The following is a 16,704-nucleotide window of genomic DNA, read 5'->3' as shown; positions in this document are numbered from 1 at the left end:
CGCGACCGATTTACCCCCGTCCGGCGCGTAATCACCGGTCATCGGGTAGACACCATGAGGTACAGAAGTGGATATTTCGCACGGCGTCGAGGAGTCCTGGAGATGAGCGACCAGTCACCACCCCCGGGCTGGACCCCTCGCGACCCGGACACACCGCCCGAGGGATCGCCGACACGACCGCAACAGCCCGGCGCGGCACGGAGGCCCGGCACGGCACAGGGGCCGCCCGGCACGGCACCGAGGCCCGGAAAGAAGGCCCGCCGGAAGCGGACCGGCTGGCGCCGCGCCCTCCCCACCTGGCGCATGGTCCTGGGCGCCGTCCTGCTCCTCGCCCTGCTGCTCGGCGGCGCCCTCGTCGCCGGGTACCTGCTCGTGGACATTCCGCCGGCCAACGCCGCCGCGACCGCGCAGTCGAACGTCTACCTCTACTCCGACGGCTCCCAGCTCGCCCGCGACGGCGAGGTCAACCGCGTCAACGTGCCGCTCTCACAGATCCCGCGGACCGTCCAGGAGGCCGTACTGGCCGCCGAGGACCGGGACTTCCACTCCGAACGGGCAGTGGACCCGAAGGCGATGCTCCGCGCCGCCTGGAACACCGCGACCGGCAAGGGCACCCAGTCCGGTTCGACGATCACTCAGCAGTACGTCAAGAACTACTACTTGGGCCAGGAACAGACGATCAAACGGAAGGTCAAGGAGTTCTTCATCGCGATCAAACTCGGCCGCGAGAAGTCCAAGAACTACATCCTCGAGGGATACCTGAACACCAGCTACTTCGGTCGCAACGCCTACGGCATCCAGGCCGCCGCCCAGGCCTACTACGGCAAGGACGTCGCCAACCTCACCACCGCCGAAGGCGCGTACCTCGCCACCCTCCTCAACTCCCCCAGCGCCTTCGACGTCGTCTCGCACCCCCAGAGCCGCCCCCGCGCCCTCGCCCGCTGGAACTACGTACTCGACGGCATGGTCAAGAAGGACTGGCTGCCGGCGGCCGAACGCGCCACCACGCAGTTCCCCGAACCCGGCAAGGTCCGCGCGGCCGCCGGACTGTCCGGCCAGCGCGGGTACCTCGTGGAGGCCGTCAAGGACTACATCACCGAAAACAAGATCCTCGACGACAAGACCCTCGCCGAGGGCGGCTACCGCATCACCACCACCATCGACAGACGCCGCCAGAACGCCTTCGTCGAAGCCGTCGACAGCCAGATGGTCGGCAAACTCGACCCGGAGAAGCGCAAGGCGGACCGGGTGGTCCGGGCCGGCGGGGTCTCCATCGACCCGGCCACCGGCAAGGTCGTCGCCATGTACGGCGGCATCGACTACACCAAGCAGTACGTGAACAACGCGACCCGGCACGACTACCAGGTCGCCTCCACCTTCAAACCGTTCGTCTTCGCCGCCGCCGTCGAGAACGACTCCCGCACCCAGGACGGCCGCCGGATCACCCCGAACACCGTCTACAACGGCGACAACAAGCGCCCGATCGTCGGCGGCCGGATCCGCTTCGCCCCTGAGAACGAGGGCCAGGTCTCGTACGGGAACATCACCGTCAACACCGCCACCGACCTCTCCGTCAACGCCGTGTACGCACAGATGGCAGTCGACGTCGGCACCCGCAAGGTCAAGGAGACGGCCGTCGCCCTCGGCGTCCCCGAGGACACCCCCAACTTTGAACCCGTCCCGGCCATGGCGCTCGGCACCCTGCAAGCCAGCGTCCTGGACATGACACAGGCGTACGCGACCCTCGCGGACCACGGCCGGCGCACCCCGTACACCTTCCTTGAGAAGATCACCAAGGAGGACGACACGATCGCGCTGCCCGAGCGCGCCGCCACCCAGGCCGTCAGCCGCGAGGCCGCCGACACCACCACCTCCATGCTCGTCAGCGTCGTCGACAACGGCACCGGCACGGCGGCGCTCGCCGCCGGCCACCCGGCGGCCGGCAAGACCGGGACCGGCGAACTGGACCGCTCCGCCTGGTTCGCGGCTTACACCCCGGACCTGGTCACGGTGGTCTCGATGATGGGCCAGGACCCGGACACCGGCTCCCTGGAGTCGCTGTACAACGCCCTCGGGGAGAACCGCATCGGCGGAGGCGGCTACCCGGCGCGGATCTGGGCCGCCTACACGAAGACGGCCCTGGAGGGCACCGACCCCGTCGACTTCGACCTGGAACTCCAGCCGGGCGCGGCCCAGCCCCCGCCGTCGCCGCCGTCGTCGACCGAGTCGGGCGAGCCGGAGGAGACACCGGACGGCGACGGCACGCCGACCGCCCCGGTACGGCCGAGCCCGCCCTTCCCGCCGACCCCGCCGAACGGCGGGCAGAACAACGGAGGCCAGGACAACGGAGGCCAGAACCAAGGCGGGCAGAACCAGGGAGGCCAGAACAACGGCGGCCAGACCCAGGGCGGACAGACGCAGGGCGGGCAGACCCAGGGCGGACAGACCCAAGGCGGGCAGACCCAGGGCGGGCAGACCCAGGGCGGCACCACTCAGGGCCAGACCACCCAGGGCGGGCAGGGCACGGACAGCGGCGCCACCGGGGGCCGGCGCCCGCCGTCCGCGTTCCTGGAATGACAGGTCAGTGACCGGAGGTCATCTTCAGCCCCACCACGGCGACCAGCAGCAGACAGATGAAGAAGATCCGGGCGGCGGTGACGGGCTCACCCAGCACCGCCATACCGAGCACGGCCGCACCGGCCGCGCCGATGCCCACCCACACCCCGTACGCCGTACCGATCGGCAGCGTCTTGGCGGCGTACGAGAGCAGCACCATGCTGGCGACGATCCCGGCGCCCGTGAACACACTGGGCCACAGCCGGGTGAAACCTTCGGTGAACTTCATCCCGATCGACCAAGCGACCTCGATCAGACCGGCGACGAGCAACAGAACCCAGGCCATGACGGCACCTCCGAGACATCAAGCGATACGGGGTGCGTCGTCTTGTCGTACCCGGTACGGCGCGTCTCGTCGGGTTCCCCTCAACCGTAGCAAAGGGCAGCGAAAAGGGCTGGTGACCTCGGCCACCAGCCCCGTCCACGAATCAACGGTCAGAGATAAAGGCCCGTGGAGTCCTTCGACCCCTCCAGCCGCTCGGCGGCAACGGCGTGCAGATCCCGCTCGCGCATCAGCACGTACGTCGCACCCCGCACCTCGACCTCGGCCCGGTCCTCGGGGTCGTACAGCACCCGGTCACCGGGCTCCACGCTCCGTACGTTCTGCCCGACCGCGACCACCTCAGCCCAGGCCAGCCGCTTGCCCACCGCGGCCGTCGCCGGAATGAGGATGCCGCCGCCCGAGCGGCGCTCGCCCTCCGGCAGGTCGGACTTCACGAGCACGCGGTCGTGCAGCATCCGGATGGGCAGCTTGTCGTGGGTGGTGTTCTCGCTCACGTCCCGAACCTACCTGCCCTCGTAAGACCCGCGCTCCGCAGGGTCATCAGCGCTTGCGCCGCGCCGAGACCACGAGCAGCCCGACCACACCGGCCGCGAGCAGCGCGACGGGCACGATCCGCCCGACGCGCGGGGCCCCGTCGTCGTGGCGCAGGCCGTCCTTCATGTCCGTCACGAGACGGTTCACCGCGACGAAGGCACGCCCGGCGGTGTTGTCGATCGTGGAGGCGACCCTGGCCTTCGCGTCCCCGATGATCGTCTTCGGGTGCATGCGCACGCCGATCTCGTCGAGCGTCTCGGCGAGCTGCTCGCGGCGGCGAACGATGTCCGCCTCGATCTGTGCGGGGGTCCTGGCTTCCGGCACCGCGCTGCCTCCGTCGTCGTCGTGGGTCGTCCGTGGGGGCGTAGTCCGCCATGAACAGTCTGTCAGCAGCTTAGTCTCGTGCCATACCGATCCCCTCGTGAGGAGACTGCCGACATGAGCGAGCGACTTCAGCCGGGCGACACCGCCCCCGCCTTCACCCTGCCCGACGCGGACGGCAACGAGGTCTCGCTGGCCGCCCACAAGGGTCGCAAGGTCATCGTCTACTTCTACCCGACCGCGATGACGCCGGGCTGCACCAAGCAGGCCTGCGACTTCACGGACAACCTGGCCGTCCTGGCGACGGCCGGCTACGACGTCATCGGCGTCTCCCCGGACAAGCCGGAGAAGCTCGCGAAGTTCCGCGAGAAGGAGCACCTGAAGGTCACCCTGGTCAGCGACCCGGAGAAGGAGACCCTGACCGCCTACGGCGCGTACGGCGAGAAGAAGCTCTACGGCAAGACGGTGACCGGGGTCATCCGCTCGACGGTGGTCGTCGACGAGGACGGCAAGGTCGAGCGCGCCTTCTACAACGTCAAGGCCACGGGCCACGTAGCCAAGATCATCAAGGACCTGGGCATCTGACCCGCCCTCTCCCGAACGGAGCGGCCCGCACCCAACCGGTGCGGGCCGCTCCGTTTATCGGACGAATTGAGCCGCAACCGTCCGACTATCGGCCCGCTACTCCGTACGAAGGCCGCACGTGCGGCCGGTACGTGGAGGGGGACGCGGATGCCGATCAGTCCGTACACGAGGGAACGCCTGGCGGAGGCGGCGAGTGCGTCGCGCACGCTGACGGAGGCGTTGGAGCACCTGGGGGTGGATCCGAAGAGCGGCTCGCGGCGCTATCTGCACGACCGAATGCGGAAGCTGGGCGTGGACATATCGCACTTCGAGCAGGACGGGGTGAAGTGGACCAGGGAGGTGCTGGCTGAGGCGGTCGCCGCCTCGACGACCATGTGCGACGTACTCCGACGGCTCGGCCTCGACGTCGTGGGCGGGCACCACACTCACATCACCCGCAGGGTGAGGGCCTTCGGCATAGATACCTCGCACTTCAAGCTGCCCTCGCCTGCCGGTCGCACCAAGGTCCGCCGGAGCCCGGAGAACGTTCTGGTCAAGCAGGACGGCCCTCATGCCCGTCGCGCACAGAGCGAGCAGCTGAAGCAGGCCCTGGCCGCGCTCGGCGTTCCGAACGCGTGCCGGATGTGCGGCATGCCGGCGACCTGGCAGGGCTATCCGCTGCCCCTGGAGGTGGACCACATCGACGGCGACTGGCGCAACAACCTGCCGGAGAACCTGCGGCTTCTGTGCCCCAACTGCCACTCCACGACGGACTCGTACCGAGGCAGGGGCAAGGTGCGACCGTGAACAGCCGACGCCATGAACGGCCGTCGCGAGAAGAACTGGCGCAGGCGATAGCCCAGTCGGTCAGCATTGCCGGAACCCTTCGAGTCCTGGGCTTTCCCGACCACGGCGGCCAGCGCGCCCACTTGCGCGGTTGGATCGCGGAGGGAGGGCACGACACATCGCACTTCCTCGGGCAGGGACACCAGCGCGGCAAGCGGGGGCCCGGCCCCTGAGGCCCGCGGCGGAGATCCTGGTCAAGCACGACGGCAAGCGAAGGACTCGGAAATCTGCGGCTCCTCTGCCCCAACTGCCACGCGGTGACGGACACCTGGTGCCGAGGAGGACGGCGTAGTCGTTAAATCGCGGGTGCGTCAGCGACACGCGTGGCATGCGCAGTAGAGTGTTTCTGCTTGCGCCCGTACGCGACCTGGTTAGCGGTGGTCTTTAGGTGGCCACGTATGTCGGTTCGAATCCGACCGGGCGTACCAGGACGCGGCCGGGCCCCCGAGATCAGGGGACCCGGCCGCGCCGCGTCAGCCCAGGAGTTCCCTGACCACCGGCACCAGGGCTCGGAAGGCCTGGCCGCGGTGGGAGATGGCGTTCTTTTCCGCCGGGGTGAGTTCCGCGCAGGTGCGGGACTCGCCGAGGGGCTGGAGGATCGGGTCGTAGCCGAAGCCGCCCGTGCCCGACGGGGTGTGGCGGAGGGTGCCCAGGAGGCGGCCCTCGACGACGCGTTCGGTGCCGTCCGGGAGGGCCAGGGCCGCCGCGCAGAAGAAGTGGGCGCCGCGGTGCTCGTCGGCGATGTCGCCGAGCTGCGCCAGCAGGAGCGCCAGGTTCGCGGCGTCGTCGCCGTGGGCGCCGGCCCAGCGGGCCGAGAAGATGCCGGGGGCCCCGTTCAGGACGTCCACGCACAGGCCCGAGTCGTCGGCGACGGCCGGCAGGCCGGTGGCCTGGGCCAGGGCGTGGGCCTTGAGGAGGGCGTTCTCGGCGAAGGTGACGCCGGTTTCCTTGACGTCCGGGATCTCGGGGTACGCGTCCGCGCCGACCAGCTCGTGCGGCAGGCCGGCGTCGGACAGGATGGCGTGGAGTTCGGAGATCTTGCCCGCGTTGCGGGTGGCCAGGATCAGGCGCGGCGGCGTGGAGGTCATGGCGTCATTATTCCGGCCCGCCGAAGCCCCTCAGCCCGGGGTGCAGACCTTGGAGATCTCGCTCGCCGCGTCCGCGACCGGCTGGATGTCCGGGGTGGCGTCGCCGTTCTCGATGGCGGTGCGGACGTTCTTGACCGCCGTGTTCATCGAGTTGATGGCCTTGCCCAGGTCGGCGTTGTCCGTCTGGTCGCCGATCTTCTTGAGGTTCGTCTCGATCTGGTTGAGCGCGTTCTGGGCGTCCTGCGGGCTGTTGCCGGCCTGGGAGACCGCCTGCTGCAGGTCGTTCGCGCCGTCCGTGATGGCCACGGCCGTGTTCGCGCAGTCCATCGCCGTGGAGATCGCGTCGCAGGCGGAAAGGGCCGGGAGGGTCAGAGCGGCGGCCAGGGCTATGGCGGCGACGCGGTGCTTCGGCTTCATCTGGGTCCCCCAAGAACTCGGTATACGTGGACGGGCACACGGCTGTGACACCGTGCGCCCGTACCCGGACAGACGCGGATTGCCGACCCTACAGTTCCAGCGCGCCCAGCTGGATGGCTTCCAAGTCCGCGCAGCCGCCGGCCGCGAGGTCCAGGAGGGCGTTGAGTTCCTTGCGGTCGAAGGGCTCGCCCTCGGCGGTGCCCTGGACCTCGACGAAGCGGCCGTCGCCGGTGCAGACGACGTTCATGTCGGTCTCGGCGCGCACGTCTTCCTCGTAGCAGAGGTCGAGGAGCGGTTCGCCGTCGACGATGCCGACGCTGACGGCGGCGACGGTGCCGGTGAGCGGCTTGCGGCCGGCCTTGATGAGCTTCTTCTGCTGGCCCCAGGCGACGGCGTCGGCGAGGGCGACGTAGGCGCCGGTGATCGCGGCGGTGCGGGTGCCGCCGTCGGCCTGGAGGACGTCGCAGTCCAGGACGATGGTGTTCTCGCCGAGGGCCTTGTAGTCGATGACGGCGCGCAGCGAGCGGCCGATGAGGCGGGAGATCTCGTGGGTGCGGCCGCCGATCTTGCCGCGTACGGATTCGCGGTCGCCGCGGGTGTTGGTGGAGCGGGGCAGCATCGAGTATTCGGAGGTGACCCAGCCTTCGCCGCTGCCCTTGCGCCAGCGCGGGACGCCTTCGCTGAAGGAGGCGGTGCAGAAGACCTTGGTGTCTCCGAAGGAGATGAGGACGGAGCCCTCGGCGTGCTTGCTCCATCCGCGTTCGATGGTGACCGGGCGGAGCTGTTCGGGCGTACGGCCGTCGATGCGAGACATGGCTCCGAGCCTAGTCCCTGGCAGTGGAACGCGAGGACCCCGTCCGGATGTCCGGGACGGGGTCCTGTGGTACTGCGGCGGGTGGTATTGCGGTGCGGGGCCGAGCGGGTGGGCTCAGCTCACATCATGTCTTCGATCTCGCCGGCGATCGGGTCGGCGTCGGTGCCGATGACGACCTGGATGGCGGTGCCCATCTTGACGACTCCGTGGGCGCCGGCGGCCTTCAGGGCGGCTTCGTCGACCAGGCTCGCGTCGTGGACCTCGGTGCGCAGGCGGGTGATGCAGCCTTCGACTTCTTCGATGTTGTCGATACCGCCGAGCCCGGCGACGATCTTCTCAGCCTTGGTGGCCATGTGTTTCTCCTTGGGGGTCCCCCCGGACGGAGTCTGGGGGAGTTACGAAGAACGAGTCTCGGCGTCCGGTGCGCGGGCAACTGCCCATGCAGGCCGCTTTGTCACGGTAACGCACGGTTGGCCCAGCTACGCGAGCGCGTGACCGGTATCTGCCGAATGATAACGATCAGCAGCAGCCTGCCCACGACTGGTCTACACCAGTGTGCCGCACGTGTTGCGACTGCCAAAAACGGGCCGGTCAGAGAGGACGCCGATGAGCGCGAGCAGCGCCGCAGCAGAGCCACGTCACCAGTGGTGGAACGGCTTGTTCCAGGGGCTGCAGAAGATGGGGCGCAGCCTCCAGCTGCCGATCGCCGTGCTGCCCGCGGCGGGCATCCTGAACCGCCTGGGCCAGCCCGACGTGTTCGGCAAGGACGGCCTCGGCTGGACGGACGTCGCCAAGGTGATGGCGGCTGCGGGCGGTGCGCTGCTGAACGCGGACCTCGGTCTGCCGCTGCTCTTCTGCGTCGGTGTCGCGATCGGCATGGCCAAGAAGGCGGACGGTTCGACGGCTCTGGCGGCGGTGGTCGGCTTCCTCGTCTACCGGAGCGTGCTGCGCGTCTTCCCCACGGCCTGCCCGGAGGGGACGCGGGACGTCGGGGGCGGCTGCCTGGGGCCCGACTACACCCTCGCCGAGTACACCTTCCAGAACCCGGGGGTGTTCGGCGGGATCGTCATGGGCCTGCTGTCCGCCTGGTTCTGGCAGCGCTACCACCGGGTGAAGCTGGTCGACTGGCTGGGCTTCTTCAACGGCCGCCGGCTGGTCCCGATCATCATGACGTTCGTCGGGATCGCCTTCGCGGTGCTGTGCCTGTGGATCTGGCCGCCGATCGGTGACGGGCTGGAGAGCTTCTCCGACTGGATGGTGGGCCTGGGCTCCGGGGGCGCCGGCATCTTCGGCGTGGCGAACCGCGCGCTGCTGGTGATCGGCCTGCACCAGTTCCTGAACGTGCCGGTGTGGTTCCAGTTCGGGAGCTACACGAACCAGGACGGCCAGGTCGTGCACGGTGACATCCCGATGTTCCTGGCGGGCGACCCGAACGCCGGGCAGTTCCTGTCCGGCTTCTTCCCGATCATGATGTTCGCCCTCCCGGCGGCGGCGCTGGCGATCACGCACTGCGCGAAGCCGCAGCGGCGCAAGGAGGTCGGCGGTCTGATGCTGTCGGTCGCCCTGACCTCGTTCGTCACGGGCATCACGGAGCCGCTGGAGTACTCGTTCCTGTTCGTGGCGCCGATGTTGTACGTGGTCCACGCGGTGCTGACGGGTGTGTCGATGGCGGTGACGTGGGCCCTGGGCGTGCACGACGGGTTCAGCTTCTCGGCGGGGCTGATCGACTACGTCATCAACTGGGGTCTGGCGACGAAGCCATGGCTGATCATTCCGATCGGTCTGGGTTTCGCGGTGGTCTACTACGCGGTCTTCCGCTTCGCGATCACGAAGTTCGATATCCCGACGCCGGGCCGGGAGTCGGACGAGGAGATCGAGGAGATGCAGAAGGACAACGTCAAGGCGTAGGCCCCGTCCGGCAGTACGCCGGGCCCTTCGGCCCGCCGCCAAGGCCCTCGGATCTTCGGATCCGGGGGCCTTGGGCATGTACGAACCTCCTGTGGTGTAGACCACAGGAAATCGAAGGTTCCTTATCTAACCCCGACCGTGTTACAACTGGTCTACACCATCAACTGGTGTAGACCACGTGGGCCTGTCTGCGCTCGCGTACCCCCCTTTTACGAGACGTCGCCGTCCCCCGGCTCACCCCTGGCGGCGCCTTGCCCACTGGAGGAAGTTGTGACCACGGCTGCCGCCCCCGCGGCGGAGAAGAAGAAGGGCGCTGGCGTGATGGCCGTCATGCAGCGCATCGGCCGGAGCCTCATGCTCCCCGTAGCCGTGCTGCCTGCGGGCGCACTCCTGCTCCGCCTGGGCGCGGACGACATGCTCGGCGACAAGGACGTCTTCCCGACGTTCGTCCTCAAGATCGCCGGGTACATGGCCGCCGGTGGTGGCGCGATCCTCGACAACATGGCGCTGCTGTTCGCCGTCGGCATCGCGATCGGCTTCGCGAAGAAGTCGGACGGCTCGACCGCCCTCGCGGCCGTCACCGGTTACCTGGTCTTCCAGAAGGTGCTCGCCACCTTCACCGACAGCAACCTGCCGCAGGTCGCCAAGGTGGTCGGCGGCAAGATCGTCATGCTGGACGCCCCGGTCAACGCCGGTGTCCTCGGCGGTGTCGTGATGGGCATCATCACCGCCCTGCTCTACCAGAAGTTCTACCGGACCAAGCTGCCGGACTGGGCGGGCTTCTTCGGCGGCCGCCGCCTCGTCCCGATCCTCTCGGCCCTGGCGGGTCTGGCCACCGGTATCGTCTTCGGTCTCATCTGGCCGGTCCTCGGCTCGGGTCTGCACGGCCTCGGTGAGTGGCTGACCGGTTCCGGCGCCGTCGGCGCGGGCATATTCGGTGTCGCCAACCGCGCACTGATCCCGATCGGCATGCACCACCTCCTGAACTCCTTCCCGTGGTTCCAGGCCGGTTCCTTCGACACCCCGACCGGCGCCGTCCACGGCGACATCGGCCGCTTCCTCGCCCACGACCCGACCGCCGGACAGTTCATGACCGGCTTCTTCCCGATCATGATGTTCGCCCTCCCGGCGGCCTGCCTCGCGATCGTGCACTGCGCGCGCCCCGAGCGCCGCAAGGTCGTCGGCGGCATGATGTTCTCCCTCGCGCTCACCTCCTTCGTCACCGGTGTGACCGAGCCGATCGAGTTCACCTTCATGTTCATCGCCCCGGTGCTGTACGCGATCCACGCGGTGCTGACCGGTGTCTCCATGGCGCTGACCTGGGCCCTGGGCATGCGTGACGGCTTCGGCTTCTCCGCCGGCCTCGTCGACTACCTGTTGAACCTGGGAATCGCCGACAACCCGCTGGGCCTGGCCGGCGTCGGCCTCTGCTTCGCGGTCGTCTACTACTTCGTCTTCCGCTTCGCGATCACCAAGTGGAACCTGCCCACCCCGGGCCGCGAGTCCGACGAGGAGCTCGCCGAGCTGGCGAAGGCCGAGGCCAAGTAAGCCTCCCGCCATACGCAGTCATCGGGTCCGAAGCCCCTGCCTTTCCTTCCGAAAGGCAGGGGCTTCGGCCTGTCCGCGCTCGACTCCTTCACCGAGCTGGCCCGGGTGATCGGGCGGCCGGTCGGCGTGAACCTGGAGCCCGGCGACGTACCGGAGATCCGGCGCGCGAAGCCCGAGTACGCCAAGCGCCTCATCGGCATGGGAGCGGCGATGCTGTGCATCCCCGCGAACCCGGGCACGGGCGGCTCGTACGGGGCCATGGCGCGGGTCACCGAGGAGCTGCGACGCGGTCTGGGCGACGACGCGGCCCTGTGGTCGGGGACTCGTGCATCCCCGGCATGTGCGACCCGGAGGTGATGTACGCGTGCTCGCTGGCGATCCGCGGCCGCCGGCACACCTGGACCCGGATGGCGCTCGGCGGCCGGCAGGCCCGGCCCGCCGCCTTCTAGACCTCGTAGACGGCGCCCGCGTAGGCCAGGTCGACCTGGCCGTCGTAGACCGCGCGGGCGTCGGCGATGTTCTGCTGCGCGTCCGTCCACGGCGGGATGTGGGTCAGGACGAGCCGGCCGACCCCGCCGCCCTGCGCGTACTGCCCGGCCTCCCGGCCGTTGAGGTGGAGGTCGGGGATGTCCTCCTTGCCGTGCGTGAAGGAGGCCTCGCAGAGGAAGAGGTCGGTGCCCTCGGCGAGCAGTGCCAGCTCGGGGCAGGTTCCGGTGTCGCCGGAGTACGTGAGCGAGCGGCCGCCGTGCTCGACGCGGATGCCGTACGACTCGACGGGGTGGGCGACCCGCTCGGTGCGGACCTGGAAGGGGCCGATCTCGAAGGTGCCGGACTTCAGGGTGCGGAAGTCGAAGACCTCGCTCATCGAGCGCTCGTCGGGTACGTCGTCGTAGGCGGCGGTCAGGCGCTTCTCGGTGCCCTCGGGGCCGTAGACGGGGATGGTGCCGCAGCGGCCGCCCTCGTGCCGGTAGAAGCGGGCGACGAAGTACGCGCACATGTCGATGCAGTGATCGGCGTGCAGATGGCTCAGGAAGATCGCGTCGAGGTCGTAGAGACCGATGTGGCGCTGGAGATCGCCGAGGGCGCCGTTGCCCATGTCGAGGAGCAGCCTGAAGCCGTCGGCCTCGACGAGGTAGCTCGAACAGGCCGATTCCGCGGACGGGAACGAGCCCGAACAGCCGACGACGGTGAGCTTCATGGAGCGTGAACCTCCGTGGACGGTCCGTGGACGGAATGCGGGCCGTGCGTGGGTCGAGCGTAAGGCGCGAAACGACCGGTCGCTCCTCCACGGCGGGCCGTTGTGGGGGGAATCACCTGTGCTGTCACTCGGGGGAGTGCTCATGGGCACGGGCGTTGCCATGCCGGGGCGTTCCCGCACGGCTACGGTCGAAACATGGACACGTCCTGGTGGCCCGCGGTGGCCGCGGTCGTGGCCCTGGCACTGGTGGTGCTGGTCGCCGGGAGGCGGCTCGGTCTCCCCCGCCGGTCCAGGCCCGCGCCCGCGCACGGTCCCGGGCCGCCGCCGCGGCCCCGGCCGGGTGAGCTGTGGTCCCTGGCGGACGGCAGGCTCTGCCTGGTCATGGCGATCGCGCAGGTACGGGGGCACCGGGCGCGCGTCGTATGGATCACCGGGAAGTACGACGACCGGCGGGCCGGTGTGATCCCGCTGCCCCCGGGGACGGTGGGGGCGCAGGGCCGGACGAGCTACCTGGAGGCGGACCGGCCGGAGGAAGTGTCGCTGTGGGAGTTCCGCAGGCGGGTGGGCATGCTGGATCCGGCCGTCTGGGACGAGGTCAAGGGACTGGGAGGCGGGCGGTGATCCGGATCCGGCGGATCTACGACCCCCCGGAGCCGGGGGCGGACGGCGTCCGGGTGCTCGTGGACCGGCTGTGGCCGCGGGGGCTGGCGAAGGAGGCGGCCGCGGTGGACGAGTGGCCGCGGGCCGTGACCCCGTCGACGGAGCTGCGGAAGTGGTTCCACGGTGGTGGCTCCGCCGGGGAGTTCCGGCGGCGGTACGAGGCGGAGCTGGCGGAGCCGTCGGCGGTGGCGGAACTGGACCGGCTGCGGGGCCTGGCTGCGGTGGGGCCCCTGACCCTCCTGACCGCGGTCAAGGACCCGGCGTCCAGCCACGCCGCGGTGCTCGCGGAGCTGCTGGGGGGCTAGGCGGGGCGGGTGCCGCTGCGCGGTGCCTCCCGGGCTCCGCCCGGACCCGCGCCTCAAACGCCGGCGGGGCTGGAATTGCCCTACGGGCAATCCAGCCCCCGCAGCGGCTACGCCCAGAGCTGGCCCTGGAGGACCTCGATGGCCTCTTCGGTCGTCGCGGCCGTGTAGACGCCCGTCGACAGGTACTTCCAGCCGCCGTCGGCCACGACGAAGACGATGTCCGCCGATTCACCCGCGGCCACCGCCTTGCGGCCGACACCGATCGCCGCGTGCAGCGCGGCCCCGGTGGAGACGCCCGCGAAGATGCCTTCCAGCTGGAGCAGTTCCCGGGTCCGGGTGACCGCGTCCGCCGAGCCGACCGAGAAGCGGGTGGTGAGCACGGAGGCGTCGTACAGCTCCGGGACGAAGCCCTCGTCCAGGTTGCGCAGGCCGTACACCAGGTCGTCGTACCTCGGCTCGGCCGCGACGATCTTGACCCCGGGCACGTTCTCGCGCAGGTAGCGGCCGACGCCCATCAGGGTGCCGGTCGTGCCCAGGCCCGCCACGAAGTGGGTGATGGACGGAAGGTCCGCGAGGATCTCCGGGCCCGTGGTGGCGTAGTGGGCGCCCGCGTTGTCCGGGTTGCCGTACTGGTAGAGCATCACCCAGTCCGGGTGCTCGGCCGCCAGTTCCTTGGCCACCCGCACCGCGGTGTTGGATCCTCCCGCCGCCGGCGACGAGATGATCTCGGCTCCCCACATGCCGAGCAGGTCGCGGCGCTCGTGCGACGTGTTCTCGGGCATCACGCAGACGATGCGGTAGCCCTTGAGCTTGGCCGCCATCGCGAGGGAGATTCCGGTGTTGCCCGAGGTGGGCTCCAGGATCGTGCAGCCGGGGTACAGCCGGCCGTCCTTCTCCGCCTGCTCGACCATGTGGAGCGCCGGGCGGTCCTTGATCGAGCCGGTCGGGTTGCGGTCCTCGAGCTTCGCCCAGATGCGGACGTCGTCCGACGGCGACAGCCGGGGCAGCCGGACCAGCGGCGTGTTGCCCACGGCTGCCAGCGGGGAGTCGTAACGCATCAGACAGCGCCGCCGGCCACGGCCGGAAGGATGGTGACGCTGTCGCCGTCCGTCAGCGCGGTGGAGATGCCGTCGAGGAAGCGGACGTCCTCGTCGTTGAGGTAGACGTTCACGAAGCGGCGCAGCTGGCCGCCGTCGACGATGCGCTCCTCGATGCCCTTGTGCCGCGTCTCCAGGTCGGAGAACAGGTCGGCGAGGGTGGCGCCCTCACCGGACACGGCCTTCTCGCCGTCGGTGTAGGTGCGGAGGATGGTGGGGATGCGGACCTCGATGGCCATGGCTGGCTCCAGTCGTGAAGGAAGGCGTGAGAACGTGAAGGCGCGCGGTGCGTCGGCCCCCCGCGCGAGAGGGCTCTGGTGCTCAGACGGCAGGACAGATCGCGCTGGCGAGGCGGCACAGGTCGACGTGCAGCCGCGCCACGAGCAGCAGCCTGCCGGGCGTCTCGATGCTCACGTCGTGGGAAACCATGCGGTCATGTTAACGATTCCCGGTCCCGCGTTTGGAGTGGTATCCCGCATCGTGGACGGTATGTGCTCACATGGTGGTCAGTAGGCCTCGACGACCTGCACTTCCTCCTCGGTGATCACGCCGTCGACGATCCGGTACGAGCGGAACTGGAACTCCCCGAGGCCGTCCTTGTCCGCCGTCGAGACCAGCACGTAGTGCGCTTCGGGCTCGTTCGCGTACGTGATGTCCGTGCGCGAGGGGTAGGCCTCGGTCGCGGTGTGGGAGTGGTAGACGATCACCGGCTCCTCGTCGCGGTCGTCCAGCTCGCGGTAGAGCTTCAGCAGGTCCTTCGAGTCGAACTCGTAGAACGTGGGCGAGCGGGCCGCGTTGAGCATCGGGATGAAGCGCTCGGGACGGCCGGTGCCCGCCGGGCCGGCCACGACACCGCACGCCTCGTCGGGGTGGTCCTGGCGGGCGTGCTCGACGATCTGGTCGTACAGGGCCTGGGTGATGGTCAGCATGAGCGACAGGATAAGCAGACGGGCCCTCCCGTACCGAGGAGTGGTACGGGAGGGCCCGAATGGTGGACAGACCTGGTTCAGGAGGCCTTGGTGAAGGCGGCACCGCGCGGGTTGCGGGACTTCAGGGCCAGGTAGGACAGGCCCAGGATGAGACCCCACAGCGGGGCGCAGTACAGCGAGACGCGGGCGTCCTTGTCGATGCCCATCATCACGATGACCATGCCGATGAAGAGCAGGGCGAACCAGCTCGTCCAGGGGGCGCCCGGCGCCCGGAAGGCGGACTGCGGCAGCTCGCCGCGGTCGGCCTTGGCGCGGTAGCGGATCTGGCAGACCAGGATCATGATCCAGGCCCACATGCCGGAGATGGTGGCGAAGGAGACGACGTAGTCGAAGGCCTTGCCCGGGGCGACGTAGTTGATCCAGACGCCCACCAGCATCAGCGCGGCGGAGAACGTGGTGCCGATCAGCGGGGTGCCGCTCTTGGTCAGCTTGGCGAAGAACTTCGGGCCCTGGCCGTTGAGCGCGAGGTCGCGCAGCATGCGGCCGGTGGAGTACATGCCCGAGTTGCAGGAGGAAAGGGCCGCGGTCAGCACGACGAAGTTGACGATCGCGGCGCCGACGCCCAGGCCCATGCGCTCGAAGGCGGCGACGAAGGGCGAGACGCCCGGCTGGAAGTGCGTCCACGGGACGACCGACAGGATCATGATGAGCGCGCCGACGTAGAAGACGGCGATGCGCCACGGCACGGTGTTGATGGCCTTGGGCAGGGTCTTCTCGGGGTCCTTGGACTCGCCGGCGGTGACGCCGACCAGCTCGACCGCGAGGAAGGCGAACATCACGATCTGCAGGGTCATCAGCGTGCCGCCGATGCCCTTGGGGAAGAAGCCGCCGTCGTTCCACAGGTTGGTGACGGTCGCGGTGTCGGCGGCGTCGGAGAACCCGATGGTGAGGATGCCGGCGCAGATCAGGATCATGCCGACGATGGCGGTGACCTTGACCATGGAGAACCAGAACTCCAGCTCACCGAAGAGCTTCACGGAGATCAGGTTGGCGGCGTAGAGGATGACCGTGAAGATCAACGCGTAGGCCCATTGCGGGAAGCTGTCGTGGGTCCAGTACGACATGTACTGCGCGGCCGCGGTGACCTCGGTGATGCCGGTGACCACCCAGAAGAGCCAGTACGTCCAGCCGGTCACGTACCCCCAGAAGGGGCCCAGGAACTCGCGGGCGTAGTCCGAGAAGGAACCCGCGACGGGGCGGTACATGAGCAGCTCGCCCAGGGCCCGCATGATGAAGAAGATGACCAGGCCCGCGATGGCGTAGGCCAGGATCAGGCTGGGTCCGGCCTTGGAGATCGCCTTGCCGGCGCCCAGGAAGAGGCCGGTGCCGATGGCTCCGCCGATCGCGATCATCTGGATCTGGCGGGCGCCGAGCGTGCGGTGGTAACCCTCGCCGCCCTCGCCCTGAGTGCCCTCGCCGGGCGTCTTGCCGTGCTGCTCGACCTGCACAGAGGTCATGTCTGGTGCGCCTTTCTCCACGCCGACCCGCGCCTTCTGGTGGCTGCGGATCGGGTCCT

The 16,704-nt window shown here is 69.3% G+C and carries 21 protein-coding genes, 1 tRNA gene and 1 riboswitch; of the genes, 9 read left to right on the top strand and 13 right to left on the bottom strand.

From position 1 onward, the window contains the following. Nucleotides 1–102 precede the first annotated feature (102 nt). Entirely contained in the window at nt 103–2,577 is a 2,475-nt protein-coding gene (locus JIW86_RS25285; RefSeq protein ID WP_257556160.1) for a transglycosylase domain-containing protein, read from the top strand. A 4-nt stretch (nt 2,578–2,581) separates the two neighbouring features. On the opposite strand, the gene JIW86_RS25280 is transcribed toward JIW86_RS25285, so the two are convergent. The 3 genes from JIW86_RS25280 to JIW86_RS25270 all read right to left on the bottom strand — a co-directional run bounded on the left by JIW86_RS25280 (nt 2,582) and on the right by JIW86_RS25270 (nt 3,757). Continuing rightward, complete coding sequence (locus JIW86_RS25280) at nt 2,582–2,902, bottom strand: DMT family transporter (RefSeq protein WP_215140305.1); 321 nt, start codon at nt 2,900–2,902, stop codon at nt 2,582–2,584. A gap of 31 nt (nt 2,903–2,933) precedes the next feature. After that, a riboswitch (guanidine-III (ykkC-III) riboswitch) is annotated at nt 2,934–3,004 on the bottom strand. A gap of 47 nt (nt 3,005–3,051) precedes the next feature. Next, nucleotides 3,052–3,393 carry a GroES family chaperonin gene (locus JIW86_RS25275; RefSeq protein WP_030239046.1) on the bottom strand — a complete coding sequence of 114 codons (342 nt, stop codon included), beginning with the start codon at nt 3,391–3,393 and terminating at the stop codon, nt 3,052–3,054. Between the two features lie 46 nt (nt 3,394–3,439). After that, entirely contained in the window at nt 3,440–3,757 is a 318-nt protein-coding gene (locus tag JIW86_RS25270; protein ID WP_215140306.1) for a DUF3618 domain-containing protein, read from the bottom strand. A gap of 114 nt (nt 3,758–3,871) precedes the next feature. On the opposite strand from JIW86_RS25270, the gene bcp reads away from it, so the two are divergent. The 3 genes from bcp (at nt 3,872) to JIW86_RS25255 (ending at nt 5,592) form a co-directional block, all read left to right on the top strand. After that, nucleotides 3,872–4,339 carry a thioredoxin-dependent thiol peroxidase gene (bcp, locus tag JIW86_RS25265; RefSeq protein WP_215140307.1) on the top strand — a complete coding sequence of 156 codons (468 nt, stop codon included), beginning with the start codon at nt 3,872–3,874 and terminating at the stop codon, nt 4,337–4,339. Nucleotides 4,340–4,486: 147 nt separating this feature from the next. Next, entirely contained in the window at nt 4,487–5,125 is a 639-nt protein-coding gene (locus JIW86_RS25260; RefSeq protein ID WP_257556158.1) for an HNH endonuclease, read from the top strand. Nucleotides 5,126–5,516: 391 nt separating this feature from the next. After that, a tRNA-Leu gene (locus JIW86_RS25255) sits at nt 5,517–5,592 on the top strand. Between the two features lie 45 nt (nt 5,593–5,637). Here the strand turns inward: JIW86_RS25255 and rdgB are convergent. The 4 genes from rdgB to JIW86_RS25235 all read right to left on the bottom strand — a co-directional run bounded on the left by rdgB (nt 5,638) and on the right by JIW86_RS25235 (nt 7,836). Then, nucleotides 5,638–6,252, bottom strand: a complete 615-nt coding sequence (gene rdgB, locus JIW86_RS25250) for an RdgB/HAM1 family non-canonical purine NTP pyrophosphatase (protein WP_215140309.1) — start codon at nt 6,250–6,252, stop codon at nt 5,638–5,640. A 30-nt stretch (nt 6,253–6,282) separates the two neighbouring features. Continuing rightward, nucleotides 6,283–6,669, bottom strand: coding sequence for a hypothetical protein (locus JIW86_RS25245; protein ID WP_215140310.1), 387 nt, complete (start codon nt 6,667–6,669; stop codon nt 6,283–6,285). Nucleotides 6,670–6,757: 88 nt separating this feature from the next. Next, on the bottom strand, nt 6,758–7,483 hold the full coding sequence (rph, locus tag JIW86_RS25240; protein ID WP_215140311.1) for a ribonuclease PH: 726 nt from the start codon (nt 7,481–7,483) through the stop codon (nt 6,758–6,760). Nucleotides 7,484–7,602: 119 nt separating this feature from the next. Then, nucleotides 7,603–7,836, bottom strand: coding sequence for a glucose PTS transporter subunit EIIB (locus tag JIW86_RS25235; protein WP_069920430.1), 234 nt, complete (start codon nt 7,834–7,836; stop codon nt 7,603–7,605). Between the two features lie 253 nt (nt 7,837–8,089). Here JIW86_RS25235 and JIW86_RS25230 point away from each other — a divergent pair, with 253 nt between their 5' ends. The 3 genes from JIW86_RS25230 (at nt 8,090) to JIW86_RS25220 (ending at nt 11,296) form a co-directional block, all read left to right on the top strand. Continuing rightward, nucleotides 8,090–9,391, top strand: coding sequence for a PTS transporter subunit EIIC (locus JIW86_RS25230; protein WP_257556157.1), 1,302 nt, complete (start codon nt 8,090–8,092; stop codon nt 9,389–9,391). Nucleotides 9,392–9,712: 321 nt separating this feature from the next. Beyond that, on the top strand, nt 9,713–10,939 hold the full coding sequence (locus JIW86_RS25225) for a PTS transporter subunit EIIC (RefSeq protein WP_215140335.1): 1,227 nt from the start codon (nt 9,713–9,715) through the stop codon (nt 10,937–10,939). 105 nt (nt 10,940–11,044) lie between these two features. Further along, nucleotides 11,045–11,296: a hypothetical protein gene (locus JIW86_RS25220; RefSeq protein WP_257556156.1), complete on the top strand. Its 252-nt coding sequence runs from the start codon at nt 11,045–11,047 to the stop codon at nt 11,294–11,296. A gap of 88 nt (nt 11,297–11,384) precedes the next feature. Here JIW86_RS25220 and JIW86_RS25215 read toward each other — a convergent pair whose 3' ends face one another. Continuing rightward, on the bottom strand, nt 11,385–12,137 hold the full coding sequence (locus tag JIW86_RS25215; RefSeq protein ID WP_215140314.1) for an MBL fold metallo-hydrolase: 753 nt from the start codon (nt 12,135–12,137) through the stop codon (nt 11,385–11,387). Between the two features lie 195 nt (nt 12,138–12,332). Between JIW86_RS25215 and JIW86_RS25210 the strand changes: the two genes are divergently transcribed. Then, on the top strand, nt 12,333–12,758 hold the full coding sequence (locus JIW86_RS25210) for a hypothetical protein (RefSeq protein WP_215140315.1): 426 nt from the start codon (nt 12,333–12,335) through the stop codon (nt 12,756–12,758). Next, a complete protein-coding gene (locus JIW86_RS25205) occupies nt 12,755–13,102 on the top strand; it encodes a DUF488 domain-containing protein (protein WP_257556155.1) in 348 nt (115 codons plus the stop codon). The genes JIW86_RS25210 and JIW86_RS25205 overlap by 4 nt, the downstream gene beginning before the upstream one ends. A 107-nt stretch (nt 13,103–13,209) precedes the next feature. On the opposite strand, the gene JIW86_RS25200 is transcribed toward JIW86_RS25205, so the two are convergent. The 5 genes from JIW86_RS25200 to JIW86_RS25185 all read right to left on the bottom strand — a co-directional run bounded on the left by JIW86_RS25200 (nt 13,210) and on the right by JIW86_RS25185 (nt 16,645). Then, nucleotides 13,210–14,160, bottom strand: coding sequence for a PLP-dependent cysteine synthase family protein (locus tag JIW86_RS25200; RefSeq protein WP_215140317.1), 951 nt, complete (start codon nt 14,158–14,160; stop codon nt 13,210–13,212). Next, nucleotides 14,160–14,438 carry a MoaD/ThiS family protein gene (locus JIW86_RS25195; protein ID WP_257556153.1) on the bottom strand — a complete coding sequence of 93 codons (279 nt, stop codon included), beginning with the start codon at nt 14,436–14,438 and terminating at the stop codon, nt 14,160–14,162. Before JIW86_RS25195 ends, JIW86_RS25200 begins: the two co-directional genes overlap by 1 nt. A gap of 82 nt (nt 14,439–14,520) precedes the next feature. Further along, nucleotides 14,521–14,628 (bottom strand): putative leader peptide, encoded by a 108-nt coding sequence (locus JIW86_RS41715; protein ID WP_312847437.1) that lies wholly within the window; start codon nt 14,626–14,628, stop codon nt 14,521–14,523. A 77-nt stretch (nt 14,629–14,705) separates the two neighbouring features. Beyond that, a complete protein-coding gene (locus JIW86_RS25190) occupies nt 14,706–15,128 on the bottom strand; it encodes a M67 family metallopeptidase (protein WP_257556152.1) in 423 nt (140 codons plus the stop codon). A gap of 77 nt (nt 15,129–15,205) precedes the next feature. After that, a complete protein-coding gene (locus JIW86_RS25185) occupies nt 15,206–16,645 on the bottom strand; it encodes an amino acid permease (RefSeq protein ID WP_257556151.1) in 1,440 nt (479 codons plus the stop codon). Between the last annotated feature and the right edge of the window lie 59 nt (nt 16,646–16,704).

Origin of the sequence: Streptomyces sp. NBC_00162 (genome assembly GCF_024611995.1) — a bacterium.
Classification (GTDB): Bacteria; Actinomycetota; Actinomycetes; order Streptomycetales; family Streptomycetaceae; genus Streptomyces.
Note: the sequence above shows the minus strand (reverse complement) of the source record. Positions and strands in the feature narration are given on the sequence as shown.

Bases quoted from the DNA above. Each gene is read 5' to 3' on its own strand.
- JIW86_RS25285 (WP_257556160.1), top strand. From the start codon at position 103: ATGAGCGACCAGTCACCACCCCCGGGCTGGACCCCTCGCGACCCGGAC.
- JIW86_RS25280 (WP_215140305.1), bottom strand. From the start codon at position 2,902: ATGGCCTGGGTTCTGTTGCTCGTCGCCGGTCTGATCGAGGTCGCTTGG.
- bcp (WP_215140307.1), top strand. From the start codon at position 3,872: ATGAGCGAGCGACTTCAGCCGGGCGACACCGCCCCCGCCTTCACCCTG.
- JIW86_RS25260 (WP_257556158.1), top strand. From the start codon at position 4,487: ATGCCGATCAGTCCGTACACGAGGGAACGCCTGGCGGAGGCGGCGAGT.
- rdgB (WP_215140309.1), bottom strand. From the start codon at position 6,252: ATGACCTCCACGCCGCCGCGCCTGATCCTGGCCACCCGCAACGCGGGC.
- JIW86_RS25245 (WP_215140310.1), bottom strand. From the start codon at position 6,669: ATGAAGCCGAAGCACCGCGTCGCCGCCATAGCCCTGGCCGCCGCTCTG.
- rph (WP_215140311.1), bottom strand. From the start codon at position 7,483: ATGTCTCGCATCGACGGCCGTACGCCCGAACAGCTCCGCCCGGTCACC.
- JIW86_RS25235 (WP_069920430.1), bottom strand. From the start codon at position 7,836: ATGGCCACCAAGGCTGAGAAGATCGTCGCCGGGCTCGGCGGTATCGAC.
- JIW86_RS25230 (WP_257556157.1), top strand. From the start codon at position 8,090: ATGAGCGCGAGCAGCGCCGCAGCAGAGCCACGTCACCAGTGGTGGAAC.
- JIW86_RS25225 (WP_215140335.1), top strand. From the start codon at position 9,713: ATGGCCGTCATGCAGCGCATCGGCCGGAGCCTCATGCTCCCCGTAGCC.
- JIW86_RS25215 (WP_215140314.1), bottom strand. From the start codon at position 12,137: ATGAAGCTCACCGTCGTCGGCTGTTCGGGCTCGTTCCCGTCCGCGGAA.
- JIW86_RS25210 (WP_215140315.1), top strand. From the start codon at position 12,333: ATGGACACGTCCTGGTGGCCCGCGGTGGCCGCGGTCGTGGCCCTGGCA.
- JIW86_RS25200 (WP_215140317.1), bottom strand. From the start codon at position 14,160: ATGCGTTACGACTCCCCGCTGGCAGCCGTGGGCAACACGCCGCTGGTC.
- JIW86_RS25195 (WP_257556153.1), bottom strand. From the start codon at position 14,438: ATGGCCATCGAGGTCCGCATCCCCACCATCCTCCGCACCTACACCGAC.
- JIW86_RS41715 (WP_312847437.1), bottom strand. From the start codon at position 14,628: ATGGTTTCCCACGACGTGAGCATCGAGACGCCCGGCAGGCTGCTGCTC.
- JIW86_RS25190 (WP_257556152.1), bottom strand. From the start codon at position 15,128: ATGCTGACCATCACCCAGGCCCTGTACGACCAGATCGTCGAGCACGCC.
- JIW86_RS25185 (WP_257556151.1), bottom strand. From the start codon at position 16,645: ATGACCTCTGTGCAGGTCGAGCAGCACGGCAAGACGCCCGGCGAGGGC.